This is a genomic window from Streptomyces sp. NPDC005263, assembly GCF_042872365.1.
Classification (GTDB): Bacteria; Actinomycetota; Actinomycetes; order Streptomycetales; family Streptomycetaceae; genus Streptomyces.
In genome coordinates, this window is record NZ_JBIAKJ010000008.1 from 234,126 (window position 1) to 260,694 (window position 26,569).

Annotated in this window: 16 protein-coding genes and 1 pseudogene; 12 read left to right on the top strand and 5 right to left on the bottom strand. The window is 70.6% G+C overall.

The window, feature by feature from the left end:
• Positions 1 to 418: 418 nt before the first annotated feature.
• Positions 419 to 2,686 (bottom strand): M4 family metallopeptidase, encoded by a 2,268-nt coding sequence (locus ACFYRY_RS32120; RefSeq protein WP_389153480.1) that lies wholly within the window; start codon positions 2,684 to 2,686, stop codon positions 419 to 421.
• 237 nt (positions 2,687 to 2,923) lie between these two features.
• Between ACFYRY_RS32120 and ACFYRY_RS32125 the strand changes: the two genes are divergently transcribed.
• Positions 2,924 to 3,085: a hypothetical protein gene (locus ACFYRY_RS32125; protein ID WP_389153483.1), complete on the top strand. Its 162-nt coding sequence runs from the start codon at positions 2,924 to 2,926 to the stop codon at positions 3,083 to 3,085.
• Positions 3,086 to 3,333: 248 nt separating this feature from the next.
• On the opposite strand, the gene ACFYRY_RS32130 is transcribed toward ACFYRY_RS32125, so the two are convergent.
• Positions 3,334 to 4,038: a ricin-type beta-trefoil lectin domain protein gene (locus ACFYRY_RS32130; protein ID WP_389153485.1), complete on the bottom strand. Its 705-nt coding sequence runs from the start codon at positions 4,036 to 4,038 to the stop codon at positions 3,334 to 3,336.
• A 25-nt stretch (positions 4,039 to 4,063) separates the two neighbouring features.
• Between ACFYRY_RS32130 and ACFYRY_RS32135 the strand changes: the two are divergent.
• Together ACFYRY_RS32135 and ACFYRY_RS32140 are read left to right on the top strand one after the other, a co-directional pair.
• Positions 4,064 to 4,708 (top strand): annotated as a pseudogene (locus tag ACFYRY_RS32135) (radical SAM protein); the annotation flags it as partial.
• Positions 4,709 to 4,844: 136 nt separating this feature from the next.
• Positions 4,845 to 6,455: an alpha/beta hydrolase gene (locus tag ACFYRY_RS32140; RefSeq protein WP_389153488.1), complete on the top strand. Its 1,611-nt coding sequence runs from the start codon at positions 4,845 to 4,847 to the stop codon at positions 6,453 to 6,455.
• A gap of 181 nt (positions 6,456 to 6,636) precedes the next feature.
• Here the strand turns inward: ACFYRY_RS32140 and ACFYRY_RS32145 are convergent, their stop codons facing one another.
• Positions 6,637 to 9,651 (bottom strand): glycoside hydrolase family 2 TIM barrel-domain containing protein, encoded by a 3,015-nt coding sequence (locus ACFYRY_RS32145; RefSeq protein ID WP_389153491.1) that lies wholly within the window; start codon positions 9,649 to 9,651, stop codon positions 6,637 to 6,639.
• Positions 9,648 to 12,743 carry an alpha-mannosidase gene (locus ACFYRY_RS32150; protein ID WP_389153494.1) on the bottom strand — a complete coding sequence of 1,032 codons (3,096 nt, stop codon included), beginning with the start codon at positions 12,741 to 12,743 and terminating at the stop codon, positions 9,648 to 9,650. The genes ACFYRY_RS32145 and ACFYRY_RS32150 overlap by 4 nt, the downstream gene beginning before the upstream one ends.
• A 388-nt stretch (positions 12,744 to 13,131) precedes the next feature.
• Between ACFYRY_RS32150 and ACFYRY_RS32155 the strand changes: the two genes are divergently transcribed.
• The 8 genes from ACFYRY_RS32155 (at position 13,132) to ACFYRY_RS32190 (ending at position 23,658) form a co-directional block, all read left to right on the top strand.
• The gene (locus ACFYRY_RS32155; protein ID WP_389153497.1) at positions 13,132 to 14,784 is read left to right on the top strand and encodes an ABC transporter substrate-binding protein; all 1,653 of its coding nucleotides are present in this window, start codon (positions 13,132 to 13,134) and stop codon (positions 14,782 to 14,784) included.
• A 106-nt stretch (positions 14,785 to 14,890) separates the two neighbouring features.
• Complete coding sequence (locus tag ACFYRY_RS32160) at positions 14,891 to 15,883, top strand: ABC transporter permease (protein ID WP_389153912.1); 993 nt, start codon at positions 14,891 to 14,893, stop codon at positions 15,881 to 15,883.
• 7 nt (positions 15,884 to 15,890) lie between these two features.
• Positions 15,891 to 16,802, top strand: a complete 912-nt coding sequence (locus ACFYRY_RS32165; RefSeq protein WP_389153500.1) for an ABC transporter permease — start codon at positions 15,891 to 15,893, stop codon at positions 16,800 to 16,802.
• Positions 16,803 to 16,812: 10 nt separating this feature from the next.
• Positions 16,813 to 17,859, top strand: a complete 1,047-nt coding sequence (locus ACFYRY_RS32170; RefSeq protein WP_389153503.1) for an ABC transporter ATP-binding protein — start codon at positions 16,813 to 16,815, stop codon at positions 17,857 to 17,859.
• An 82-nt stretch (positions 17,860 to 17,941) separates the two neighbouring features.
• A complete protein-coding gene (locus ACFYRY_RS32175; RefSeq protein WP_389153915.1) occupies positions 17,942 to 18,907 on the top strand; it encodes an ABC transporter ATP-binding protein in 966 nt (321 codons plus the stop codon).
• Positions 18,904 to 20,487, top strand: coding sequence for a GxGYxYP domain-containing protein (locus tag ACFYRY_RS32180; RefSeq protein WP_389153506.1), 1,584 nt, complete (start codon positions 18,904 to 18,906; stop codon positions 20,485 to 20,487). The genes ACFYRY_RS32175 and ACFYRY_RS32180 overlap by 4 nt, the downstream gene beginning before the upstream one ends.
• A gap of 27 nt (positions 20,488 to 20,514) precedes the next feature.
• Positions 20,515 to 22,566, top strand: coding sequence for an alpha-L-fucosidase (locus ACFYRY_RS32185; protein WP_389153509.1), 2,052 nt, complete (start codon positions 20,515 to 20,517; stop codon positions 22,564 to 22,566).
• Positions 22,567 to 22,620: 54 nt separating this feature from the next.
• The gene (locus ACFYRY_RS32190; RefSeq protein ID WP_389153512.1) at positions 22,621 to 23,658 is read left to right on the top strand and encodes a LacI family DNA-binding transcriptional regulator; all 1,038 of its coding nucleotides are present in this window, start codon (positions 22,621 to 22,623) and stop codon (positions 23,656 to 23,658) included.
• Positions 23,659 to 23,757: 99 nt separating this feature from the next.
• On the opposite strand, the gene ACFYRY_RS32195 is transcribed toward ACFYRY_RS32190, so the two are convergent.
• Complete coding sequence (locus tag ACFYRY_RS32195; RefSeq protein ID WP_389153515.1) at positions 23,758 to 24,336, bottom strand: adenylosuccinate lyase; 579 nt, start codon at positions 24,334 to 24,336, stop codon at positions 23,758 to 23,760.
• A gap of 392 nt (positions 24,337 to 24,728) precedes the next feature.
• Here ACFYRY_RS32195 and ACFYRY_RS32200 point away from each other — a divergent pair, with 392 nt between their 5' ends.
• Positions 24,729 to 26,534 carry a 3-hydroxyacyl-CoA dehydrogenase family protein gene (locus tag ACFYRY_RS32200; RefSeq protein ID WP_389153518.1) on the top strand — a complete coding sequence of 602 codons (1,806 nt, stop codon included), beginning with the start codon at positions 24,729 to 24,731 and terminating at the stop codon, positions 26,532 to 26,534.
• The last annotated feature ends 35 nt before the right edge of the window (positions 26,535 to 26,569 follow it).

Genomic DNA, 26,569 nt, shown 5'->3' on the forward strand with positions numbered 1-26,569 from the left:
GTCGACGCACGACAGTGAAAGCGGGCTTGGCAGGACCATGACATATGTATCGCGCGGCATACCCTTTGCGGCTCAGGCGTTGCGGCAGACGAGTGCGGTGACGTCCGGCGGTGCGAGTGGAGCGGCCCTCTTGTTCGCAATGCCGAACAACAGTCGAACTGTCGAGCAATCTGGATGATAGGGAACCGCAGAACGGCGTCAATACTTCTCGCATGATTCGCCATGAATCCCGAAACATTCGACGCGACGAGGAGCCACCAGAACTTGCCGACGGACGAGACGAGTTCGCCCGGTGGCCGAAACTGGCCGCCGACGTCGCCGACTTTCAGCCGCCCTCTCGGTCAACGGTCTTCCACGGGCCTCGAAACAGAACCGCCCGGATCCCTGAGGGATCCGGGCGGCGGGCGGTGCTGTCAGGTCAGGGGGCCAGCTGCCAGCGCGCGATGTACCCGACGTCGACGGACGCCCGGTCCTGCACGCGCAGCTTCCAGGTGCCGTTGAGCGGTTGTGCGGAGGCGTCGACCGTGAAGGTCTGGTCGACGTCGTCGGCGGAGCCGCCGCTGCGGTTGAGCAGGGAGTAGACGGTGCCGTTGGGGCCGACGAGGTCGACGGTCAGGTCACCGCGGTAGGTGTGGACGATGTTGACGTAGACCGTGGTCGTCGCGGAGGCGTTGCCGTCGCGGCCGGTGATGGTCACCGGGGACTCCACGGCTGCCCCGTTGTCGGGGATGTCCACCCGGGTGGCGTTGGCGTAGACGTAGGCGATGTGCCAGCTGAAGGTGTCCGAGGCGCTGGCCCCGGTGCTGTCGGTCACCTTGACGGTGACGTCGCCGGTGCCGAGGGTGGTCGGGGTGCCGCTGATCAGACCGGTCGGGCTGATGGTCAGTCCGTCGGGCAGGCCGGTGGCCTCGTAGGTCAGTGTGGCGTCGGTGTTGGTGGTGTACGCGTCCAGTTGGAGGCTGACCGCCTGGTTCAGGCCGCTGGTCTGGTCGGCGACCGGGGCGAGGTTGACGCCGAGGGCGATGCGGTTGCCGACGTTGATCGCCGCCCAGGCGTCGGCCACGGCGAGGTAGGTCGGGCTGTAGGCGCCGAACAGGTCGGCGGCGGCGGACAGGGTGGCGGTGCGGGCGCCGGCGTAGTTGGTCGTCGAAGTCATGTACGTGGTCAGCGCGCGGTACCAGATCGCGGCGGCGTTCTCGATGCCCACGCCGGTGACGGGACGGCCGTCGTAGGTCGGGCTGTCGTAGGAAACGCCGTTGACCGTCTTGGCGCCGCTGCCCTCGGAGAGCAGGTAGAAGAAGTGGTTCGCGGGACCGGAGGAGTAGTGGACGTCGACTCCGCCCAGCGTGGAGCTCCAACTGTCGTACGAGGAGCCGTCCTTGGAGGGCTTGTCCATGTAACGCAGGGGCGTGCCGTCGCCGTTGATGTCGATCTTCTCGCCGACGAGATAGTCGCCGGGATCGGCCGCGAGGTCCTCGTGGAACTCGACGGCGGCGGCGAAGATGTCGGAGGTTGCCTCGTTCAGACCGCCGGACTCGCCCGAGTAGACCAGGCCCGCGGTGGCGGCGGTGACGCCGTGGCTCATCTCGTGGGCGGCCACGTCGAGCGCGGTGAGCGGGTGGGTGTTGCCCGAGCCGTCGCCGTAGGTCATGCAGAAGCAGGAGTCCTGCCAGAAGGCGTTGACGTAGTTGTTGCCGTAGTGGGCGCGGCTGTAGGCGGCGACACCGTCGTTGCGGATGCCGTTGCGGCCGTATGCCTCCTTGTAGAAGTCCCAGGTGGCCGCTGCTCCGAAGGCCACGTCGACGCCCGCGGTCTGGCGGTTGGAGGGCAGGCCGGTGCCCCAGACATCGTTGTCGTCCGTGAACAGGGTGCCGGTGCCCGAGGTGCCCTGGTTCAGGTCGTACGTCTTGTGTCCGGCGCGGTCGGGGTCGACGAGCTGGTACGCCGATCCGGAGGGGGTGGTGCCGAGCGGGACCGTGCCGACGTACTGGCCGGTGCCCTCGCCGGTGTGCACCTTCTCGGCGGCCAGGAGTTCCTTGCCGGTGGTGGCATCGGTGACGACCTGGAGCTCACTGGGCGTGCCATCCCTCTGGACACCCTTCACCAGGGTCTCCCATGCCAGGACGGGCTTGCCGGAGCCGGCCCAGATCACCCGCCGGGAGGAGTTCTCCACCTCAGCGCGCTTGACGTGATCCTTCTTCGAGGCCGCAAGAGCCTTGTCGGTGGCCCCGGCAGCCGTGACCTTCGGGCTCAGAGCGGACACCGAGAGGCGTGCCGCGTTCGCCTTGGTGACGGTCGTACGGCCGCTGCTGTCGTGGACGACGAGGTCGCCGCCCAGGACGGGCAGACCGGCGAAGGTGCGCTCGTAGCGGGTGTGCGTGGTGCCGTCGGCATCGGCGACGACGTCCTTGACGACGAGCTTCTCCTTGGCGCCGAGACCGATGCGCCGCGCCGTGTCGGCCGCCGCGGACTGGGCACGCTTGACCAGGGCAGTGCGGCGGGCGGGGGTCAGGGAGGTCTGGGCCGCGCCGGCCCGGGGGGTGGCAGCGATCTTCGCACGCCCCAGGTCCGCCGGGGCCGCACCGGCCAGGCCGGGGGCGGCCACCACGAGCAGGGAGCCAACGGCGGTGAGGGCAAGGGCACTTGCGCGTCTGCGTCGCACGAGCGCGCGGTGGGTCAGGGACAACGGGTTCTCCTTCGGTACGAAAGCCGGCCCGTGGTGGGGGCCGTGGACGAGGCGGATCGGCGGGGTACGCCGGTCCGGAGCGCTGCACGGCATGCGGGTGGAAGGAGGTGGGGGGTGACGGAAGCGCGACTGGTCTCACGCGTGGAACCTGTGAGGGAACTGTAATTTCTCGGAGAAGAGTGGCACTGCGTGCCCAACGTTGTCATGGAAGCATCAAGACAACGGCTTGAATTGACCATGCCCACCTGGCAAATCGGCACATGGGGCGCCGGTTTTCGGCCGTCGAACGAGCACCAGTCACCCCGCGTCGATCTCGTCGCCGAGCCGGGAATCGAGGGGTCGATCAGTTCGGGCGCCGGCGACGCCGTCCTCGACGCCACCGGCCCTGCACGCACGTAGGGCGCCTGTGTACATCCGCTGCGTGGCGCACTCCCCCGGCCCGGTCAAGACAGTGCCACAGTCCCTGCTGACGCCCCTTGCACGGGGAACCCCGGGGTCATGAGCAAGACCGCACCGATCGTGTCGTCTTCGACAACGGCAAGGGTGAGTTCACCCAGACCCGTCGGCGCGTGTGGTCCAGCTACGGCCGGCTGCCCATGGGCGGCCTGACGGACCGTCGTCATGAACTGCCTGATGGGCGTTACCTGTCAGTTCTGCAGGCGCCAGTGCTGGTTGGCGCCGCCCGAGCAGCTCCACAGCTGGACTTTCGTCCCGTTGCCGGTCCCCTGGCCTACGGCGTCCAGGCAGAGCCCCGACTGGGCTGCTGTGATCGTGCCGTCGGGGTTGACGTTCCATTGCTGGTCTGGCTGTCCGCTGCAGTCCCAGATCGCCGCCGGGGTGCCGTTGGCCGCGCCCTGGCCGACGCCCAGGCACTTGTTTCCGTAGACAACCAGCTGCTTTCCGGCGGAGTAGGTCCACCGCTGGTTCGAGGCGCCGTTGCAGTCCCACAGCTGTGCCTGCGTGCCGTTCGCCGTGGTGGAGTTGTTGATGTCGAGGCAGCGCCCCGACTGCTGGCCGACGATCTCCTGGTTGCCGGACTGCGGGGGCGGCGGCTGGTTCGAGCCGAACTGGGTGAAGAACTGCCACACCGCCGCCGAGGTCCAGGTGCGCCAGCCGTCGCCGGTGGTGCCGTCGATGGGACCGGGATCGTGGCCCGCTCCGTCGAACGCGGCCCAGACGACGGGGTATCCGGACCTGCATCCGGAGTAGGTGGTGATGATGTGCGTCAGGCTTCCGTGGGCCGGCTCGGGCGGGTTCCGCGGGGTGCAGCCGTTCGTCCGGACGAAGGTGTCGCGCAGGTCGCGTCCCGACTGGATGGGCAGCACGTTGTCCCTGAGGCCGTGCAGTCCCATGTAGGCGAGGGGCTGGTTGCCGTCGCAGCGCGCCGAGGGCCGCTACCGCCTGATGCCGGGCATCATCGGCGCCCTGAGCGACCACGCCAACCCCTTCTCCATCCTGACGAAGGGCACGCTGATCCTGCGCGACCTGGACCTGCTGATTCGGGCGTCCGAGGTGACCGACGTCGGCATCTCGGTCTCGGTCGGCTTCACCGACCCCGCGCTCTGGCGCACCGTCGAGCCGGGTACTCCGGCGCCGGAGCGGCGCCTGGAGGTCGTACGGACGCTGGGCGAACACGGCATCCCGTGCGGGGTCCTGATGGCGCCGGTGATCCCGTTCCTGAGCGACCAAGCGGCCCGACTGCGGGAGACGGTGCGCGCGATCGCGGCGGCCGGGGCGACCTCGGTCACCCCCCTGATGCTGCATCTGCGTCCCGGTGCCCGCGAGTGGTTCATGGCCTGGCTGGCCCGGGAGCACCCGTATCTGGTGCGGCGCTACGAGCGGCTGTACGCGGACGGCTCCTACGCACCGAAGTGGTACCAGCGCCGGATCACCCGTCAGGTCCACGAGCTGGCCGAGGAGTACGGCATCGGTCCGACGCGCGCGGGGATGCCGCGCCGGATCCGGCAGCCCGAGCCGGAACAGCCCGACCTGTCCGAACCGACCCAACTTTCGTTGATCTGAGAGCATCCGAGCGCATAGCGCGACCCGATCGGGTCAAACTATTGCCAGAACGCGTTCTTCCAGGTCGTCTTTCCGGGACGATGCGGCGGGACCGCGACCCTCGCGGCCCGAAGACCCTCCGTCCTGGGAGGACTCCATGAGAAAACGCGCAGCCGTGCTGTGCGGTGTCGCCGTCGTCGTGGCCGGGGCCTTCACGGCCGTCCCGGCCGACGCGAGCGCCCCGCGCTCCGCGGAAACCGCTCGAGCCGCCCAAGCCGCTCAAGCCGCGAAACCCACCTGGAAGAAGTGCGGCACCACCGACTACCCGACGCTGCAGTGCGCGTCCCTCAAGGTGCCGCTCGACCACGCGAAGCCGCACGGGAAGCAGATCACCCTCGCGCTGTCGCGAGTGCGGCACACCGCGAAGAAGTACCAGGGCCCGCTGCTGGTCAACCCCGGCGGTCCCGGCGGCAGCGGTCTGACGCTGGCCGGCTTCGTCGCGTCCTCGCTGCCCAAGGCCGTCGCGGCACAGTACGACGTCATCGGCTTCGACCCGCGCGGAGTGGGCGCGAGCAAGCCCGCGCTGGACTGCAAGCCCGGCTACTTCGACCCGGTGCGGCCGGACTCGGTGCCGAGCACGCCCGCGCTCGAGAAGGCCAACCTGTCCCGCGCCAAGTCCTTCGCCGCCGCCTGCGGCAAGAAGTACGCGAGCGTGCTGCCGTACATCGACACGATCAGCGCCGTACGGGACATGGACTCGATCCGCGCGGCGCTCGGCGCGAAGAAGATCAACTACTTCGGTTACTCCTACGGGACCTACCTCGGCGCGGTCTACGCCAAGCTCTATCCGGACCGGGTGCGGCGCCTGGTCCTGGACTCGATCGTCGACCCCACCGGCGTCTGGTACGACGACAACCTCACCCAGGATTACGCCTTCAACGACCGTCACCGGGCCCTCATGGCGTGGATCGCCCGGAACGACACCGCATACCGGCTCGGCACCGACCCGGAGAAGATCGAGGCCAAGTGGTACGCGATGCGCGCGGCCCTGGCCAAGAAGCCGGCCGACGGGAAGGTGGGTGCCTCCGAGCTGGAGGACACCTTCATCCCGGGCGGCTACTACAACGGCTACTGGCCCTATCTGGCCGACGCGTTCGCGGCGTACGTGAACGACAAGGACACCGGCCCGCTGGTGGAGGCGTACGAGAACTTCGCCGCCATCGACGCGTCCGGGGACAACGGCTACAGCGTCTACACCGCGGTGCAGTGCCGTGACGCCTCCTGGCCGCGCGACTGGAACCAGTGGCGCAAGGACAACTGGGCGGTGTACGAGAAGGCACCGTTCATGACCTGGAACAACGCCTGGTACAACGCACCGTGCGCGTTCTGGCCCACCAAGTCGCTGAAGCCGGTGAACATCGCCAACAGCAAGCTGCCGCCGGTGCTGCTCTTCCAGGCGACGAACGACGCGGCCACTCCCTACGAGGGCGGCGTCACGGTCCACCGGAAGCTGGCCCACTCCAGCCTGGTGGTCGAGGAAGGCGGCGGGAACCACGGCATCACGCTCAGTGGCAACACCTGCCTGGACAAGCACCTGTCCGCGTACCTGACCGACGGCACCGTGCCGCGCGGTCACGGTGAGGCCGACGCGGTCTGCCGGGCGCTGCCCGACCCCAAGCCGCTGACCGCGGCCGCGGCCACGTCGGTGGCGCCGTCGGCGTCGGCACACGGCTCGACCCTGCACGGCCTGCTCGGCTTCCGCGGCTGAGCAACCCCGTGAAGGTCCGGCGGGGGCGTTGTGCCGGGGCGTTGTCAGACCCGCGGTCCACCATGGACGCGTGAGCGGGCTGACGAGGATGTCCGCCCTGGGCACGGTCGCCCCCGCCACAGTCATGGCCGCACAGCGGCTTTCGTGACCGTCGGCCGGGCGTGCCGTCCGCGTCGGAAGCTCAGGCGTGTACCTCCCCACCGCGCAGAGTCCACGCCCATCGGTAGGTCCCCGGACCTGCCAGGTAGGCGGGCAGGGTGTCCGGGCCGCAGGAGGCGGTGCCCAGTCCCCGGTGGGCGGCGTCGAGGTGGACGGTGACGCACGGCCGGGGGGTGAGTTCGTCGTGGTGGCGCGCGGCGGCCAGGTCGGCGGCGGTGAAGTGGGTGAGTTGGACCTGACGGGGTGTGTCCAGGTGCACGGTGAGGCCGTCGTCGTCGTCCGCCGTGAGGGAGAACCAGCGCACCCCGTGTCTGCCGCCGCTCTCCTGGGGCCGGACGTAGGGGGTGAACAACTCCCGCACCGGTGCGCCGTAGTGGCCGACGGCACCGCCCGCGTACCGGTCGGGGTACGTCTCTCCCGGGCCGTGGCCGAACCATTCGGCCCGGTCGAGTCCCGCGGCGGCGGTGAAGACCGTCCCGACCCGGGGCAGGTCGTCGAGCCCCTCAGGAATCACCGCGGTCTCCTCGACCAGGAGCACCCCGGCGGCGAGCGCGGTGAGTACCTGCTCGTGGAGGACCGGGCCGACCGCCGTGAGGTACTCCGCGCGGACGACGACGCGTTCGCCGTCCCGCTTGATGTCGGTGAGGGAACGCGCCGCGGACGGCAGGCCCTGCTCCGCCCAGCGGTCGGCGGCCCGGCCGAGCCGGTCGTTGTCGGTGGGAGCGCGCCACAGGCTGAGCACGGGCGGGGCGGCCAGCCGGGGGTGGACGAGGAAGCCCTGGTCGTCCACGCACACCGGGGCGGCCGATCGTTCCTCCCGCGCCGTGGCGCGGGCGAGAAGTCCGCGTGCCTCGCGGCGCAGCCGCACCTGCGGGACGCACACCTCGGTGCCGCGCGGCGCCCACACCTGGTCGGCGGCGGTGCGGACGCGGAGCGTCAGCCATGCCTCGCCGTCGGCCGCCTCGGGCAGCCGGGCGAGCAACTCCGCCGGGACGGGGAGCGTCGCGCTCTCGCCCGGCCCGAGGTGCGGCAGCTGCGCCGGGGCCAGGCCGGCGGCCGCGTCGGGGGTCTCCAGCCGCCACTCGCCGGTCAGCCACGTCAGGTCGCGGAAGTGCTGGTGGTTGGTGATCAGGACGTCGCCGGAGTCGAGCCGTCGCAGCCGGACGGGTGCGGCGATCTCCCGGTGCTCGTACATCGCGGGTTTGGGTGTGCGGTCGGGCAGGACCAGCCCGTCCGCGCAGAAGGTGCCGTCGTGGGGGTCGTCGCCGAAGTCGCCGCCGTACGCCCAGCGATAGCCGGGTGCGGTGACCCCGGCCGCGTATCCGCCGGTGGTGCCGGGGCCCGCCGGGCGGCCGGAGCCCGGCCCGTCGGCGACGCGTTGCAGGATGCCGTGGTCCCAGAACTCCCAGACGAAGCCGCCCTGCAGACCGGGGGTCGACTCGATGGCCGTCCAGTAGTCGGCGAGTGAGCCGTTGCTGTTGCCCATGGCGTGCGAGTACTCGCACAGGATCAGCGGCTTGGTCTGCTCGCCGGAGGTGGCGTGCGCGACGATCGTGTCGATCGGCGTGTACATCGGGCAGATGACGTCGGTGGCGGTTCCCGGCCGCGACCAGTCGGCGCCGAGCGCGCCCTCGTACTGCAGGGGACGCGTCGGATCGTAGCGGCGCAGCCAGCCGGCGGCGGCGTCGTGGTTCGGGCCGTAGCCGCTCTCGTTGCCCAGCGACCAGATGACGACGCTCGGATGGTTCTTGTCGCGGCTCGCCATCCGCGCCACCCGTTCCAGGAAGGCGGCGCGGTAGCCGGGTTCGTGGGCGATCTCGTCGTAGTGGCCGTGGCTCTCGATGTCGGCCTCGTCCACCACGTACAGGCCGAGTTCGTCGGCGAGGTCGAGCAGCGCGGGATCGTTGGGGTAGTGGGAGGTGCGGACGGCGTTGAAGCCGAAGCGCTTGATGACGGTCAGGTCCGCGCGCAGGTCGGCCTCGTCGAGGACCCGGCCGGTGAGCGGGTGGAAGTCGTGCCGGTTGACTCCCCTGATGAACACCCGCTCGCCGTTGACCAGCAGGTCGCGGCCGCGGATCTCGACGGTGCGGAAACCGACACGGCAGCCTGCCTGGTCGGCGACCGTACCGTCGGGGTGGTGGAGCCGTACCGTCAGCTCGTACAGCTCGGGTGTCTCGGCCGACCAGGGGCGGACCTCGGGGACCGTCGCGGTCAGGGTGGCCCGGCCCTGCCAGGGGGAGCTCTCGTGGGGCGGGACGGCCTCCCGGGTGAGCGGCTCGTCCAGGCCCTCCAGCTGTCCGGAGACGTACCAGCCCGCGGGGAGGAGACCGCCGGTGTGCCGTGGGTCGGCCTCGACCCGCAGCCGCCCGGTGCCGCCCTCGGCCAGGTCCGCCGTCACGCGGAGGTCGGCGAGGTACAGCGGGTCGGTGGCGTACAGGAACACCGAGCGGGTGATGCCGCCGTGCCACCAGTGGTCCTGGTCCTCGACATAGGTCGCGTCCGACCATTTGACGACCGTGAGCCGCACGGTGTTGGACTGCCCGGTGCGCACGGCCCCGGTGACGTCGAACTCGCTCGCCAGATGTGCGTCCTTGCCCGCCCCGACGGGCTCCCCGTTGACGTGGGCGATCAGCGCGCTCTCGGCGGCACCCACGTACAGGACGATCCGCCGTCCCGCCCAGTGCGCCGGGACGTGGATCTCGCGCTCGTGCACTCCGGTGGGATTGACGGGCGGCAGGTGGGGCGGCGGCTCGGGCCAGGGCATGCGGTAGTTGGTGTACTGCGGCAGGTCGCCGACGCCGTGGAGGTCGTCGAAGTCCTGCATGGTCCAGCATCCCGGCACCTCCAGGTGCGACCAGTGGGTGTCCGGCTCGGCGTCGGGGCCCGGCAGCAACTGGAAGCGCCAGCGGCCGTCGAGGTCGAGGCGGTCGCTCTGGCCGGCGCGGGGTACGGCGTGCAGGGGCAGTCGCCGCCAGCCGCTGACGTCGGGGCTCTCCCACAGGCGCAACGGGAGGGCGAGGGCGTGGGAGCGGGTCATGCTGATCCCTCCAGGGGGTGGGGTGCGCGCACGAACCGCAGGGTGACGATCTGGAACGGTCGCAGCGACAGCTCCACCGTCGCGTCGTCCCGTACGGAGGTGACGGCCGCCCGGTGCGGCCAGTCGTCGTCCCACGGCCGCTCCAGCAGGTCCGTCTCCACCACCCGGTCGGCGGTGAATCCCGGTGTGAGGGCGGCCCGCGCCCGGGCGCCGTGCGCCTCGTACAGCCGGACGACGACGTCACCGGAGCCGTCGTCGGCCAGCTTGACCGCCTCCACGACGACGGCCTCGGCGTCGTCGCCGACGACGGCCACCAGCGGAGCGACCCGCGCGTCGCCGGGCATCTCGCGCTCCGGAAGGTTGACGCGGTATCCCTCGCGGACGGCGTCGGCGATGCCCGCGCCCGGCACGAGCGCGTAGCCGAACCGGTGGACGCCGCGGTCGGGGTCGGGGTCGGGGAAGGTGGGCGCGCGCAGCAGCGACAGCCGGACGGTCGTGGTGATGCCGCCGTCCCCGCCATCGGCCTCGTCGCGGCGGGAGCGGGTGACGTCGTGCCCGTAGGTCGAGTCGTTGACGACGGCGACCCCGTAGCCGGGTTCGCCGACGTGGATCCATCGGTGGGCGCAGATCTCGAACTTGGCCGCTTCCCATGAGGTGTTGGTGTGCGCGGGGCGGTGGACGTGCCCGAACTGCGTCTCGGAGGACGACCGGTCGGTGTGCACGTCGAGCGCGAAGGCGGCCTTGAGGATGGTCCGCGTCTCACGCCAGTCGACGGTGGTGTCGATGTCGAGGCGCGCGGCGCCGGCGGCGAGCCGCAGCGTCTGCTCGACGCGCGAGTCACGGAAGCGGCGGACGACCTTGACGCTCACGGCAGCCGGTCCGTTCTCGAGGGGTGTCACCTCGTCCGCGTCCGTCAGGTCGGTGACGGTGTGCCGGTAGTAGTGGTCGACGTCCCAGGCATCCCCGTTGTTCGGCAGGTCGGGGTGGAGTTGCAGCAGGTTGCCGTAGCCACCGGGGGCGATCGCCTCCCGGCCGGTGGTGCTGTCCCGCGCGGACACGACGAGCCCCCGGGCGTCGATGACGACGCGCACCCGTCCGTTGTCCAGCACATGACCGCCGTCGCTGGGCGTGAGGGTGGCGGGCGACCCCTCTGCCGAGCGGGCGGTGGTGGGTGTGCCGCCGAGCGCGGGCACCCCGTCACGTCCGTGGGGCGCCGCGTTGAAGACGACGGTGCCGCCCGCCGAGGTGTCGCCGGCCAGCGCCCGCAGCGCCTCACCGATGACGGTCTCCAGCTCGGACATGACGTCCTGGTAAGTGGTGCGCGCCTCGCGGTTGACCCAGGCGATCGACGATCCGGGCAGGATGTCGTGGAACTGGTGCAGCAGCACCGTCTTCCACAGCCGGTCCAGCCGCTCGTACGGGTAGGCGAGCCCGGTCCGGAGCGTGGCCGTGGCCGACCACAGCTCGGCCTCGCGCAGCAGGTGCTCGCTGCGCCGGTTGCCCCGCTTGGTGGTCGCGACGGACGTGTAGGTGCCCCGGTGCAGCTCCAGGTACAACTCCCCCAGCCAAACAGGGGCGTTCGGGTAGTCGGCCCGGGCCTTGGCGAAGAACGCCGACGGTTTCTCGATCTCGACGCGGGGCGCGCCTTCCAGGTCGGCGAGGCGGCGGGCGCGGGCGAGCATCTCGCGGGTGGGTCCTCCGCCGCCGTCGCCCCAGCCGAAGGGCACCAGGGAGCGGGTGGCGGAGCCCTTGTCCTGGAAGTTGCGGACCGTGTGCGCCATCTCCTCGCCGGTGAACGAGGCATTGTAGGTGTCGACGGGCGGGAAGTGGGTGAAGACCCGGGTGCCGTCGATGCCCTCCCACCAGAAGGTGTGGTGCGGGAACTTGTTGAACTGGCTCCAGGAGATCTTCTGCGTCAGGAAGTACGTGGAGCGCGACAGGCGCACCAGCTGCGGCATCGCGGCCGAGTAGCCGAAGGAGTCGGGCAGCCAGACCTCGTCGGTCTCGATCCCGAACTCCTCCAGGAAGAACCGCTTGCCGTGGGTGAACTGGCGGGCCATCGCCTCCGAGCCCGGCATGTTGGTGTCGGCCTCCACCCACATGCCTCCGACCGGCAGGAACTGCCCGCTCGCCACCTTCTCCCGGACCCGCGCGTACACCTCGGGCCGTCGCTCCTTGATCCATGCCAGCTGCTGGGCCTGGGACATCGCGAAGACGAACCCGGGGTCGCGGTCCATGAGGTCGGTGACGTTGGAGGTGGTCCGGGCGACCTTGCGGACCGTCTCACGCAACGGCCACAGCCACGCCGAGTCGATGTGGGCGTGTCCGATCGCGCTGATCCGGTGCGCCGAGGCGTGCGCTGGTCTGGTGAGCGCGTCGGCGAGCACGGCACGCGCTCGGGGCGCGGCCCGGTTCACGTCGCCGTCGAGGTCGAGCAGGTCGACGGCGCGTTCGAGAGTGCGCAGGATCTCCCAGCGGCGCGGGTCGTCGGTGGACAGTTGCAGCATCAGCTGCTGCAGCACCTCGAAGTCCTGGGTGAGCTCCCACACCTCGGTGTCGAACACCGTCAGGTCCATGCGGCGCAGCCGGTAGATCGGGTCGTCACCTGAGGTGTCCCAGTCGCCCATCCGGCTGACCGGGCCGTCGATCTCCGGGTTGGAGGAGGCCTCCAGGTGCATCAGCACCGCTTCGCCGCCCTCGGCCTTGTCGACGACGCGTACCCAGGTGGTGCGGGGGTTGAGGGACTTGATGGCCGTGGCGTCCGGGCGGTAGACCAGCGCCTCCGCCTGGAAGCCGGCGACGGCGCCGGTGAAGCCGAGGTCCATGACGGCCTCGACCGCCCGCCCGGCCCACTGGTCGGGCACGGTGCCCCGGACCCGGAACCAGACGGTCCCCCATGGACGGCCCCACGCCTGGCCTGCCTCGACCGGCTGGTACGGCGCCGCCAGCCCCTCGGCCACCGGGACCGGTTCGCCGGGTGCGCTCCAGGCCTCGACCTCCAGGGGCACCGACTGTGGATGGACTGCCGGGCTGATCCGTTCCGCGAGTGCTTTCGCGAGCCTCGTCTCGATCAAGGTTCTGTCGTCGTGCATGACTGATGCTCCTTGTACACCGCGTCGGCAGCGCCAACTCATCGGATCTTTTGAGGCTTGCAGTACGTGTTGCCGGGTGTCAATGCCCTTCGGTGACTCAGCCCTCGACGGCGCGCCGAGGTGACCGGCAGGACGCTTTCCATCGCCTTCTCTCAGCAGCTCATAAACAACTTGACAGGGATGTTGACATACCGGCGGTGCGCCTCCATAGTCGGTTCGCAACAGAGCCCGTGAACGATCCCGGTATCGTTATCGGCGCAACTTCCCCACCGTGTGCTGCGCCTCTAGAGCTCCGATGTATCTGCTTCGGTCGGCCCATCCCCCAGAGGCCCCATCTGCGACGCGACGAGCGCGCCGAGAACCAAGCAACTCGGGAAGGAACCCACACATGAGAAAGCGGCTGCGGCCGGGTGCGTCTTGTGCCGTCGTGCTCGGACTGACCCTGTCGCTCGGCGCCTGTTCAGGAGGCGCCGCGAAGCAGTCCTCGGCCAACGCGGGCACGATCACCGTCGAGGCACCCAACAGCGCCCCCACGTTCACCGACAACTTCAACCCGTTCAGCGCCTCGGAGACGGGGCCGGGGCTGAACATCATCTACGAGCCGCTGGTCGCCACCAACCGCGCGAAGGGCGGCACGCTCATCCCCTGGCTGGCCACGTCATGGGCGTGGTCCGACGGCGGCCGCACCGCGACCTTCACGCTGCGGCCCGGCGTCACGTTCTCCGACGGCCATCCGATGACGGTGCAGGACGTGCTGTTCAGCCTCCAACTGCCGCTGAAGAACCCGAAGGTGGCCGGCGCGGACTACACGTCCGTCACCGCGGTGGGCTCCGACAAGGTGGCCGTCACCTGGAAGGACCCGGCCTACCAGGCACTGGTGAACATCAAGAACATCAACATCCTCGAGAAGACGCTCTGGACCGGCCGCAACCCCCTGACCTATCTGGACAAGAAGCCGGTCGGCACCGGCCCGTTCAGCATCAAGACCTTCTCGCCCCAGGCGGTCACCATGGCCGCACGTGGTGACTACTGGGGCGGCAAGCTCGCCGTGAACAGACTGCGGTTCGTCGCGGCGACCAGCGCCAACATCCAGACCCAGCTGCAGAACAACAGCATCGACTTCTGCACCTGCGACATCGACGCGAAGAGCTACGTCAGCTCCGACCCGAAGAACCACCACTTCATCATGGCCTGGGACGGCTCGGTCGTCTCCGTCATGCTCAACAACGCGAAGGCACCCTTCGACGACGTGAACGTGCGCCGCGCCTTCGCGAACGCGGTGGACATCACCGCGATCGCCAAGCTGTCCTCCAGCAAACTCCCCCTCACGCAGGCACCCGCCAGCCCCACCGGCCTGTCGACCAAGACGTACAAGGACTGGATCGATCCCAAGTACCTGGCGCCGCGGGCGCAGGACGTCGCGGCCGCCAAGGCCGACCTGCGGGCCGGCGGCTGGAGCGTGCAGGGCGGCTCACTCGTCAAGGGCGGCAAGAAGTACCCGATCACCTATGTGGCGCCCAGCGACACGCCGTTCCTGAAGACCATCGGCCAGCTGGTCGTGCAGCAGATCAAGCAGTCCCTCGGCATCCAGGTCACCCTCAGCGGCGGGTCCGGGGCCAACACGGGCTCCGACATCAACAAGGGCAAGTTCGACATGGCCGCCACCTGGCTGTCCCGGGGCGACAGCATGTACTACGCCCTCCAGCAGTTCGACGGACGTCTGATCCAGCCGCTCGGCACCGAGTCCGTCGGCGGCAACAACACCGTCCGGTGGAAGAACGACGCGTTCGACAAGATCCTCGCTCAGATGGCCGCGACGGACGACCAGTCCCGCCTCAAAGCCCTGTCCAAGCAGGCCCAGACGATCTTCGTGGACCAGGTGCCCACCATCCCGCTCTTCTCCTCGGGCGCGGCGGGCGTGGCCAACACCCTGCGCTGGACGGGCTGGCCCGACCCGGAGAACCCGGCCTACCTGGCCAACACCGGCTCGGGCTCGGAGTTCATCACCACGCTCCTGCACCTCAAGGCCGCGAAGGGCTGAGGGGAGAGACCCCATGACCGCCCCCCTGACCGCCGCCGAGACCGGCCTCGCCCACCAGGGCGGGGCCGGGGAGGCCACCCAGCTTCCGGCCCGCCGCCGCTCCAGCCTGACCTGGCTCGGCAGCCGGCTCGGTTTCTACCTCTTCGTCACCCTGGTCGCCATCACCCTGAACTTCTTCATCCCCCGGCTGATGCCCGGGGACCCGGCGCAGGCGATCATCCAGGCGATGACCCAGCGCAACGGTGCCGCGCCCTCCCCCGCCACCGTACGATCCATCGAGTTGCTCTTCGGCAATCCCGACAAGCCCCTCATCTCCCAGTACCTGGGCTACCTCGGCGAACTCGCCCACGGTGACCTGGGTCTGTCGATCAGCCAGTACCCGGTCCCGGTCGCGGACCTGGTCAAGGCCGCCCTGCCGTGGACGCTGGTGCTGGTGGGCAGCACCACCGTCATCGCGTTCGTCATCGGAGTGGGGCTGGGCATCGTCGTGGGGTGGCGGCCCGGTCGCCGGCTGGACACGGTGGTGACCCCGCTGTCGACCGTCCTCAGTGTCGTCCCGTACTTCTGGGTCGCACTGCTGGCCGTATGGGTCTTCGCCGTCAAGCTCGGCTGGGCGCCCGTCTCCGGCGGCTACCCGCCCGACGCCGTACCCGGATTCAATCTGCCCTTCCTGCTCGGCGCCCTGCACTACGGACTGCTGCCCGTCGCCACCATCGTCTTCTCCTGGTTCGGCGGCTGGGTGTTCGGACAGCGCAACATGATGGTCACCACGCTCAGCGAGGACTACGTCCTGCTCGCCCGGGCCAAGGGACTGCCCGGCTGGAAGGTCATGCTGAGGTACGCGGCACGCAACGCCATGCTGCCGAGCGTCACCCAGTTCGCCCTCGCCATCGGGGGACTGGTCGGCGGCTCCCTGCTCACCGAGATCGTCTTCTCGTACCCGGGCATGGGGTTCCTGCTGTTCGACGCGGTCTCCAAACGTGACTACCCGACCATGCAGGCGGTGTTCCTGCTGATCACCCTCACCGTCCTGCTCGCCAACTTCCTGGCGGACTCCCTCTACGCACTGCTCGACCCCCGGACCAGGGAAGTCAGGTGACACCAGGATGACCGAGCGACTGCTGGCCGGCTGGAAGGTTCGCCTGGGCCTCGCCGTGTTCGCCTTCTTCTGCGTGCTCGCCCTCGCCGGGCCGTGGATGACGAGTGCGTTGCTCCACCAGAGCCCCACCACGCTCGACCTCAACGCCGTGAGTTCGCCGCCCGGTGCCAAGCACCTCCTCGGCACCACCGCGAGCGGACAGGACGTGCTCGCCCAAGTGGTCACCGGGGCACGGGAGTCGATGCTCGCGGGGCTGGTGGCCTCCGTGCTCGGCACCTTCATCGCCGTCGTCGTGGGGGTGACCGCCGGTCTGGCCGGCGGGATCGTGGACTCCGCCCTCACCGGGCTGACCAACGTGTTCCTCACCATGCCCTCCTTCGCGCTGATCTTCGTGATCAGCGGCTACACCCAGGGCGCCGGCCCGCTCACCATCGGCGTCATCATCGGAGTCTTCGGCTGGGCGGGCGGCACCCGGGCGCTGCGGTCGCAGACCATGAGCCTGCGCGGCCGGGACTTCGTGCACGCGATGCGCATGCTCGGCGAGAGCCGCTGGCGGCTGGCCATGGTCGAGGTGCTCCCGCACCTGATCGGCTGGATCTCCGCGATGTTCCTCACCGGCTTCGTCGGCGGCGTACTGGCCGAGTCGGGCCTCGCCTTCCTCGGGGTGTCGAGCTCCTCCACCGTCAGCTGGGGCGTGATGATCAGCGAGGCGCAGCAGGGCAACGCCCTGATCAGCGGCATGTGGTGGTGGTTCGCCCCACCGGGCCTGTGCATAGCCCTGCTCGGCGCCTCCGTCGCCCTGATCAACTTCGCGGTCGACGAGGTCTCCAACCCGCGGCTGCGCAACGCCAATCGCGTCCTGGTCAAGCGCGCACGGAACGCCCAGCGCGCACGGACGAAGGAGGCCTCGCATGCCTGAGGAGTCCCGCATGCCCGAAGACGACCGCGAAACACTCCTGGACGTCCGGGCACTCACCGTCGAGTACGTCTCCGAGCACGGCTCCGTACGTGCCTGCGACGACGTGTCCTTCTCCGTCCGGCGCGGCGAGATCCTCGGCGTCGCCGGTGAGTCCGGCTCGGGCAAGTCCACCCTGATCACCGCGCTCACCCGGCTGGAACGGCCCCCCGCGGTGACCACGGCGGGCGAGATCCTGTTCCGTCCCCGGGGCGCGGCGGACCCCGTCGACCTGGTCGGCCTGAGTGAGCGCGACCTCAGGAAGCTGCGCTGGCGGGACATGGCCATCGTCCTGCAGAGCGCCATGAACGCCCTCAACCCGGTCGCCCGGCTCGGCGCCCAGTTCACCGACGTCCTGCGCGAACACGACCGGACGCTCAGCCGTCAGGCGGCGCGCCAACGCACCGAGGAACTCCTCACCCTCGTCGGCCTCACCGCCGGCCAGGCGAACCGCTACCCGCACGAACTGTCCGGCGGCACCCGGCAACGCGCCACCATCGCGCTCGCTCTCGCCTGCGGCGCCGACCTCGTCGTCATGGACGAACCCACCACCGCCGTCGACGTGGTGATGCAGCGTCAGATACTGGCGAACATCCTGCGGCTGCGCGCACGGCTCGGTTTCGCCGTGGTGTTCGTGACCCACGACCTGTCGCTGCTGGTCGAACTCGCCGACCGGATCGCCATCATGTACGCGGGCCGCATCATCGAGATCGGCACCGCCGCCGACATCTACCACCACCCCAGGCACCCCTACACCGAGGGCCTGCGCGCCTCCTTCCCGCCGCTGCGGGAACCGGTCCGGCGGCTGAGCGGCATCCCGGGCTCGCCACCGGACCTGCGCCACCCGCCGCCGGGGTGTGCCTTCCACCCGCGGTGTCCCGAGCGGTTCGCGCTGTGCGACAGCGTCCTGCCGGTGCTGGGCCCGGTCGGCGACCAGCAGGTCGCCTGCCTGCTGCACTCCGGGGGTCCCACCGTGGGGCACGCGCGAAAGGAGAGGACCGACGATGCTCTCGGACACTGACGGCGGCGTGGACGCGTGGCGGCACCCCGAGGAGTCCGACGTCGTCCCGGAACCGCCCGTCCTCGAGGCGGACGACGTGACCATGCACTTCACGGTGCGCGGCGGGCTCGGCCGTACCTCCACCGTCAAGGCGCTGGAACACGCGTCGCTGCAATTGCGACGCGGACGCATCGTCGCCCTCGTCGGTGAGAGCGGCAGTGGCAAGACGACCCTGGCGCGGTTGTTCGCCCTGATGTACACCCCGACCTCCGGTGAGATCCGGCTGCGCGGTGAGCCGGTCGGGCCACGTCGCGGCCGGGCGGCCCGGGAGTACTACTCCGAGGTCCAGATGGTGTTCCAGGACCCGTTCGCCTCCCTCAACTCCATGCACACCGTCCGCCACAACCTCGCGCGCGCCCTGCGCATCCACCACCGGGCGGGCCGCGGCGACATCGAGGAACGGGTGCTCGACCTGCTGGAGCGGGTCAGCCTCACACCCACCCGGGACTTCATCGGCAAACTGCCGCACGAGCTGTCCGGCGGCCAGCGCCAGCGGGTGGCCATCGCCCGGGCCCTCGCGGTCGGCCCCCGGGTGCTCCTCGGCGACGAACCCATCTCGATGCTCGACGTGTCGATGCGGTTGGACATCCTCAACCTGCTCGCCAGGCTGCGCGACGAGGAGGACCTGGCCCTGCTCTACATCACCCACGACATCGCCGGCGCCCGGTACCTCGCGGAGGAGATCCACGTCATGTACGCGGGCCAGATGGTCGAGGGCGGACCGACGGAAGAGGTCATCCAGAATCCCCAGCACCCGTACACGCGGCTGCTCCTGAGCTCCTCGCCCGACCCGGCGCGGACCCTCGCGCCCGGCGGGAGCTCCGTCTTCACCGACGTGGAGGACAGCGGCGAACCCCCGAACCTCGCGGCCCCGCCGACGGGCTGCCGCTTCCATCCCCGCTGCCCCTTGGCCACCGACAGCTGCCGCCAGGCCTTCCCCGCCCGGACCGAACACCCCACCGGCCAGTGGGTGCACTGCTGGCTCTACCCTTCCGGAGCTTCCGCATGACCATGAACATCAGCCGCAGAGCCCTCGGCAAGTCGGCGCTCGCGGCGTCCGCCCTGGCCGCCGTGCCCACCCTCGCCGGCGCCACGGCGGCGGGCGCCTCCACCACCTCCACGGTCCCGACCGGGGTCGCCCTGCCCAAGGGCACCGCCCTGCGGTCGCTCGACGTGATCCCGTCGGCCAACCTCACCTCCAACCCGGACCGGGTGCTGGTGGCCTCGCTCCAGGGCCTGGTCGCCAAGACCTCCTCCGAAGGCATCTTCATCGACGAGGGCGGGCCGGGCGCGATCTGGAAGAACTTCCTGCACACCACCTACGGCATCGCCCTCAATGACGCCTACCCCACCTGGCAGCAGCTGCTGACCCGCTTCCGGCGCACCGTACGCGGCTACATCCGGTACGACCTGACGGCCAACCCGGCGTCGCTCAACGTGGCGTCCTCGCTGGGCGGACCGATGAACGCCCTGACCGTCGACGTGACACAGGAGAGCGCCGTGCAGGCCCTCGGCGTCACGCGGATGCTGCTCGACGTCTCGGACAAGGACGAGCACTGGGCGTACAGCACCTACCGGTCCCTCTTCGCCGACCACATCGCGGCGGAACTCAACCCCACCGTCTACTACCACCTGCGCGACTACATCGCCCTCACCGACTCGTTCACCTTCTACGACGGGGTGACCAAATGGCGGGCCGGCGTGCTGGGCGATCTCCAGGCGCCCGCCACCCTCATGGGATACGGCAACGACGAGACCGCGATGATCCAGCAGGCGTCCGAGGAAGGCGTCGTGTCCATCCCGTCCGACCTGGCGCCCAACCTCTCGGTGCTGAGCGGCATCCACAGCACCGACGGCCTGTCCCAGAAGCCGGAACCCGCACCGGCGACCGCGAACAAGCACTACGTCACCTTCGTCATCAGCGACGGCGACAACGTGGCCTTCAACCTGTGGGGGCTGCACGAGTACTTCGCCAACCCGGTGCGCGGCAGCTTCGACGTGGGCTACGGCATCAGCCCCTCCCTGGTCGACCTCGCACCCGGCCCCCTGCGCTGGTACTACGAGAACGCCTCGGCCGGCCCGGCCTGGGACAACTTCGTCGCCGGTCCCAGCGGCCGCGGGTACACCTATCCGAGCCACATGTCCGCCGACGCGCTCGACGCCCACACCGTCACCCTGAACGCGTACATGGGCAAGGCGGACCTGCGGATCTGCGAAATCCTCGACGACCAGCCGGTGTTCAAGCGCTCCGACCTGTGGGCGCCGTACCTGCGGCAGCCGAACATCGACGCCCTGTTCTACTTCGGCCCCGGCGTGAAGGGCGGGGTCAGATGGGTCAACGGCAAGCCGGTGATCGCGCAGCGGAACGTCCTGTGGGCAGGGCAGACCGAGGAGCCCGACCTCATCGACGCCATCAACAAGCGCCCCGCCGCCCCGGGCTCCGCCGACGGTTACACGCTCATCCTGGTGCACTGCTGGACCAAGAGCCTGACCGATGTGCAGACCGTGGTGAACGGACTGGGACCGCAGGCCGAGGTGGTCACACCGCGCACCTTCGTCCGTCTGATCAACGACAACCACGTCCACTGAGCGCACCCGAGGGAATCTGGTAAGCACATGACCTCCGAACCCTTTCTCCGGGTCGCGGTCGACCCCGGCGACAGCGACGACGAGCTGCGCCGCAAGGCGTCCACGGTCCGCCCGGCGCCCCGGCAGGTCGCCTGGCAGCGACAGGAACTCGTCGCCTTCGTGCACTTCGGCATCAACACGTTCACCGGCCTGGAGTGCGGCACCGGCACCGACGACCTGTCCCTGTTCGACCCCAGGGAGCTGGACTGCGGACAGTGGGCGCGCAGCCTCGCGGACGCCGGTTTCCGGTCGGTGATCCTCACCGCCAAGCATCACGACGGGTTCTGCCTGTGGCCCAGCCGCTACACCCCGCACTCGGTGGCCGCGACGCCCTGGCGAGCGGGGCGGGGCGACGTCGTCCGCGAACTCGCCGAGGCCGCCCGCACGGTGGGACTGGGCCTCGGGGTCTACCTCTCCCCCGCCGACCTGCACCAGACGCACGCCGCCGACGGCTGCTACGGCAACGGCAGCCCCGCCGTCGAGACGGTCATCCCGACCCTGGTGCCGGGCGACGACCGGACGGCCCGCGTCGAGTCGGGGGAACTGCCTTCCTTCACCTACGTGGTGGACGACTACAACCGCTACTACCTGAACCAGCTGTACGAACTGCTCACGGAGCACGGGCCGGTGGGCGAGGTGTGGCTGGACGGCGCCGATCCGACCGCCACCAAACAGCACTACGACCACGACGCGTGGTTCTCCATGGTGCGCGCGCTGGCGCCCGACGCCACGTGCGCGGTCGGCGGTCCCGACGTCCGCTGGGTGGGCAACGAGAGCGGCTACGCCCGTTACAGCGAGTGGAGCGTCGTCCCGATGCGCGACGAGCCGTCCGAGTTCGGGCACACCACCGCCGTGGCGGAGGAGGAACACGACCTCGCGGGGCCCGAGGCCATGCGCCGGGCGGGCCATTTCGCCTGGTATCCCGCCGAGGTCGACGTCTCCATCCGGCCGGGCTGGTTCCACCACGCCTCCCAGGACACCGCCGTCAAGTCGCTGCCCCGGCTGATGGACCTGTACCGGCACTCGGTGGGCCGCAACGCCGTCCTGCTGCTCAACGTGCCGCCCGACCGGCGGGGCCTGCTCGCCGACCCGGACGTGGCACGGCTCACCGAGTTCGGCCGCGTCCTGCGCCAGGTGTACGGCGTCGATCTCGCCGCCGACGCGCACACCGGCGAGGACGGTCCCGGCAGCGTCCTGGTCGAGCTGCCGCAGCCGCGCACCTTCAACGTGGTGGGGCTGAGCGAGGACATCCGGCACGGGCAGCTCGTCGAGTCCTTCGCCGTCGACGTGTGGCTGTCGGGCGCGTGGCAGCGGGTGGCGACGGGCACGACCGCGGGCCACAAGCGCCTGGTGTCACTGCCCCGCCCCCTGACGTCCCACCGCCTGCGGGTCCGTGTCCTCGCCTCGCGTGGAGCCGTGCGGCCTGACGTCTCCCTCATGTTCGATCCGACGGTGCCCGCGCCCGTCGTCCACGAGTCCTTCGCCGCGGCCCGCGACAGCAGAGGGATCAGCGGCGACGACGCCCCCGGCCTCGCCGACCTGGGCGGCACCGGCATCAGCCTGTCCGCGCAGGCCCTGGCCGCGGCCGGCATCGTCCCCGGCGCCACGGTCGCGCACGGGGGCCTCGCGTTCCGGTGGCCCGACACCGCCCCCGGCGAGCCCGACAACGTACGGGCCGACGGGCAGACCATCACGTTGAGCGGCTCGGGGTCCCGAATCGGTTTCCTGCTCCTGGGCACCGCCGACCGCAGCTTCGGGCCGGGCCTGGCGACCTACACCGACGGCAGCCGGCAGGAGATCCCGCTGCTGGCCCTCGACACCCTCGGCGAGGGGGACTACCCGGCAGGCGCGCACACCGTCGTCTCCATGCCGTACCACAACCGCCCTGACGGCCGCGTCGACAGGCCCGCCCGCGTCGGCTGGTGCGCGGCGCCGCTCGACCCCGCGAGGATCCTGGAGTCGATCACTCTGCCGCGTTACGGAGAGGGGAGGAGTCCCGAGGAACCCGGGGTGCACATCTTCGCCGTCACCCTTGGCTGACAATGTGGGAGCTCTCAGACCAGGCATGAGCACACCTTTTTAAGGACGGTTGACATGGTGCCGGGCAAACAGCAGCGATCCGCTGATCACACACGCGTCCGGCCCGGCCGGGCCACGATCGTGGACGTCGCCAGGCTGGCCGGGGTGTCCCGGCAGACCGTCTCGCGTGCCATCAACGACAAGGGCGAGATCGGTCCCGCGACCAAGGAGCGCGTGCTGGCCGCTGTCCGCAGCCTCGGATACCGGCCCAGCCGGCACGCCCGGGGCCTGCGCCGGGCGGGCTCGGTGACCCTCGGGCTGGTCGTCTCCGACCTCGCCAACCCGTACTTCCCCGAGGTCGCCGCCGGTGTGCTGGAGGTCGCCAAGCCGCAGGGCTGGAACGTGACCGTGTGCGAGTCCCGGCACGACGCCGAGGAGGAAGAGGAGGCGCTCGACCTGCTGTCCGGCCAGGCCGACGCCATCGTCGGCTACTTCGACAGCACCGACGAGGTGCTCGCCCGGTACGCCGCCGGGCTGCCGATCGTGCTCCTGGAACGCGCCCCGGACCAGACCCGCTTCGGATCGGTGGGCATCGACTTCGCGACCGGCATGCGGGTCGCCATGGCGCACCTGGTGGAGCGGGGGCACCACCGGATCGGCATGCTGGACTGCGCGCTGCCCGGAACGCGCAGCCCCCGCGGCGAGTACTTCCTGGCCGAGGCGCGTGAGCACGGGCTGGCGGTGGGCCCGGACTGGCTGTCGCGCTGCGACGACCACAATGTGGCGGCGGGCGAGCAGGCCGTCGAGCGGCTCCTGGAGCGGCATCCGGACGTCACCGCCGTCGTCGGCTTCAACGACCTCGTCGCCATCGGCGGCATGCGGGCCGCCCGCCGCCAAGGCCGGCGGGTGCCGCAGGACCTCGCCGTCCTCGGCTTCGACGGTCTGTCCCTGGGCGAACTGGTCGAGCCCGCGCTGACCACCCTGCGCATCGACAAGCGGCAGGTGGGCCGTCTGGCGGTCGAGCAGGTGACGCAGATGCTGGAGGGCAAGGAACCCGCCGTGGGGGAAGGCGCGTGGATGGTCCCGGAACTCGTGGTCCGCGCCTCGACGTGACGGCCGGCCCCGGGCGCCCCGGTCGGCTAGCTCGTCGGGGTGGTACGGGGAGCCACTCGGGCCCGAGTGCCGTCCCCTCACCTCCGGCCCGCTGACGCCTCATTGGCGCTGCCGGGGGATCCGGGCCAGCGCGTGCACGGCCGCCTCGGCGAGCGCCGGGTGGGCCAGGGCCTCGTTGAGGACCGGCCGGGCCCGTAAGTCGCCGAGCGTGCCGAGCCCCTCCACGCAGGCGAGCGCCACCCTGCGGTACGGGTCGTGCGGGCGCAGCCGCCGCTGCAGGGTGGTGATCAGCGCGGGCACGGCCTCGGGGGCGCGCAGTTGCACCAGGAGGCGCACCGGGTGCAGGGCGTAGGCGACCCGCAGTTCGTTGGTGGCCAGGGCGGCGGCCGCGCGGGCCGTGCGCGGATCGCGGAGGCGGGCCAGGGCGTGGGCGGCGGAGGCACAGCGCGGCGGGTCGCGGTGGTTGAGGAACAGGACGAGGGATTCGAAGGCCCGCCGGTCGCCCGCCGTCCCGAGCCGGAACGCGGCCAGTTCCCTGGCCCACAGCGGCTGTCCGGGAGCGGTGAGCACATCCGCCAGGTCGTCGAGGTCCTCGGTCGCCACCAGCCGGTCGTAACCGGCCGTCGCCCCTGCCTCCTGCCGTAAGCGTTCCGTGAGTGATCGCAACTCTTCGTCCATGGAACCTGAGATTAGGGGCGCCGCCGGGCGACCGGGACCTACATCACAAACTCGGGGGCTGGCGCGCTCGTTACCCACCGGTTAAGCTCATACGAGCGAGTTACCCACTCGTAGATCGGTTCGCGGTGGCCTGGTGACGCAGCCACCGCGGAAGCAGTCGGTTCGGTACATCGCGTACCTGAGTTCGACCCGGCCCCGGGACAGGGCCGGTCGGTTCCGCCGTTGTGGGGCGTGTGCACGCCCGTCAGCACGGCACCGGGCGTGTGCGCTCGCAGCCCGGCAACACCCGCACTCCTTCTTCCGCACCCGGTGCACGTGGTTCCCGGCTTCGGCCGCGTTCCCCCCGCGCACCGGGCGCGTTCCCAGTCGTCACCTCTTTCCTGGAGTCCGCGATGGCCACTCCCCTGTCCGACACCCCTCTGTCCCCGTTGCAGACCGTCGCCGTGGTCGGCCTCGGCACCATGGGCACCGGCATCGCCGAGGTCCTGGCCAAGGCCGGCCGCGACGTCGTCGGCATCGACGTCAGCGAGGCGGCGACCGCCAAGGCCGTCGCCGCCCTGGAGACCGCCACCGCCCGCGCCGTGGAGCGCGGCCGGCTGACCGAGCAGGAGCGCGCCGACGCGCTCGGCCGGGTCCGCACGTCCACCGATCTCGGTGCGGCGGCCGACGCCGACCTGGTCATCGAGGTGGTCCCGGAGTCGTACGAGATCAAGCACCAGATCTTCCGTGAGCTCGACCAGATCGTGCGGCCCGAGACGATTCTCGCGACCGGCACCAACGCCCTGTCCGTCACCCGGCTCGCCGCCGACTCGGCCCGCCCCGAGCGCGTGCTGGGTCTGCACTTCTTCAACCCGGCGCCGGCGATGAAGCTGGTCGAGGTCGTCTCGTCGGTGCTGACCGCGCCGCCCGCCGTCGCCGCGGTCACCGACCTCGCGCTGGAGCTCGGCAAGGAACCCGTCGCGGTCGGCGACCGGCCCGGGTTCGTCGCCGACGGGCTGCTGTTCGGCTACCTCAACCAGGCCGCCGCGATGTACGAGGCGAAGTACGCCTCCCGCGAGGACATCGACGCCGCGATGCGGCTGGGCTGCGGACTGCCCATGGGCCCGCTCGCGCTGCTCGACCTGATCGGCGTCGACACCGCGCGCACCGTCCTGGAGGCCATGTACGCCGAGTCCCACGACCGTCTGCACGCCCCCGCCCCGATCCTCAAGCAGCTCAGCGAGGCGGGTCTGACCGGCCGCAAGTCGGGCCGCGGTTTCTACTCGTACGAGGCTCCCGGCAGCGCCACGGTCGTGCCGGACGCCCTGACACCGCTGTCCGGCAGCCTCGACGCTCCCGCCCGTACGGTCCGCTCCGTCGGCGTCGCGGGCTCCGGCACGATGGCGTCCGGTATCGCCGAGGTGTTCGCCAAGGCCGGTTACCAGGTCGTGCTCGCGGCCCGCAGCGAGCAGAAGGCGCAGACTGCCAAGGCCCGCATCGGCAAGTCGCTCGCTCGCTCCGTCGACAAGGGCCGGCTGACCGCGGAGGCCGCCGCGCAGACCCTGGACCGGATCACCGCGGCCGGCTCCTACGACGCGTTCGCCGACGTCGATCTGGCCGTGGAGGCCGTCGCCGAGGACCTGGAGGTCAAGCGGCAGCTGTTCGCGACGCTGGACAAGGTCTGCAAGCCGGGCGCGGTGCTGGCCACGACGACGTCCTCGCTGCCGGTCGTCGCCTGCGCCCGCGCGACCTCGCGTCCGCAGGACGTGATCGGCATGCACTTCTTCAACCCGGCACCGGCGATGAAGCTGGTCGAGGTGGTCCGTACGGTGCTGACGGCCGACGACGTCCACTCGACGGTGCGCGAGGTCTGCGCCCGGATCAAGAAGCACGCGGTCGACTGCGGGGACCGGGCGGGCTTCATCGTGAACGCCCTGCTCTTCCCGTACCTCAACAACGCGATCAAGATGGTGCAGGAGCACTACGCGTCCCTGGACGACATCGACGCCGCGATGAAGCTGGGCGGCGGCTACCCGATGGGCCCCTTCGAGCTCCTGGACGTCGTCGGGCTCGACGTCTCGCTGGCCATCGAGAAGGTCCTGCACCGCGAGTTCCGCGACCCGGGGCTGGCCCCGGCGCCGCTCCTGGAGCACCTGGTGGCCGCGGGCTGCCTCGGCCGCAAGACGGGCCGGGGCTTCCGCGAGTATGCCCGCCGCTGACCGGCCGGGCGACCGGTTCGACACGGACACGGGTA

What these genes read in the sequence shown, in the direction of transcription:
- ACFYRY_RS32125 (WP_389153483.1), top strand. Translation starts at nt 2,924, where the DNA reads ATGCCCACCTGGCAAATCGGCACATGGGGCGCCGGTTTTCGGCCGTCG.
- ACFYRY_RS32130 (WP_389153485.1), bottom strand. Translation starts at nt 4,038, where the DNA reads ATGGGACTGCACGGCCTCAGGGACAACGTGCTGCCCATCCAGTCGGGA.
- ACFYRY_RS32140 (WP_389153488.1), top strand. Translation starts at nt 4,845, where the DNA reads ATGAGAAAACGCGCAGCCGTGCTGTGCGGTGTCGCCGTCGTCGTGGCC.
- ACFYRY_RS32145 (WP_389153491.1), bottom strand. Translation starts at nt 9,651, where the DNA reads ATGACCCGCTCCCACGCCCTCGCCCTCCCGTTGCGCCTGTGGGAGAGC.
- ACFYRY_RS32150 (WP_389153494.1), bottom strand. Translation starts at nt 12,743, where the DNA reads ATGCACGACGACAGAACCTTGATCGAGACGAGGCTCGCGAAAGCACTC.
- ACFYRY_RS32155 (WP_389153497.1), top strand. Translation starts at nt 13,132, where the DNA reads ATGAGAAAGCGGCTGCGGCCGGGTGCGTCTTGTGCCGTCGTGCTCGGA.
- ACFYRY_RS32165 (WP_389153500.1), top strand. Translation starts at nt 15,891, where the DNA reads ATGACCGAGCGACTGCTGGCCGGCTGGAAGGTTCGCCTGGGCCTCGCC.
- ACFYRY_RS32170 (WP_389153503.1), top strand. Translation starts at nt 16,813, where the DNA reads ATGCCCGAAGACGACCGCGAAACACTCCTGGACGTCCGGGCACTCACC.
- ACFYRY_RS32175 (WP_389153915.1), top strand. Translation starts at nt 17,942, where the DNA reads ATGCACTTCACGGTGCGCGGCGGGCTCGGCCGTACCTCCACCGTCAAG.
- ACFYRY_RS32180 (WP_389153506.1), top strand. Translation starts at nt 18,904, where the DNA reads ATGACCATGAACATCAGCCGCAGAGCCCTCGGCAAGTCGGCGCTCGCG.
- ACFYRY_RS32185 (WP_389153509.1), top strand. Translation starts at nt 20,515, where the DNA reads ATGACCTCCGAACCCTTTCTCCGGGTCGCGGTCGACCCCGGCGACAGC.
- ACFYRY_RS32190 (WP_389153512.1), top strand. Translation starts at nt 22,621, where the DNA reads ATGGTGCCGGGCAAACAGCAGCGATCCGCTGATCACACACGCGTCCGG.
- ACFYRY_RS32195 (WP_389153515.1), bottom strand. Translation starts at nt 24,336, where the DNA reads ATGGACGAAGAGTTGCGATCACTCACGGAACGCTTACGGCAGGAGGCA.
- ACFYRY_RS32200 (WP_389153518.1), top strand. Translation starts at nt 24,729, where the DNA reads ATGGCCACTCCCCTGTCCGACACCCCTCTGTCCCCGTTGCAGACCGTC.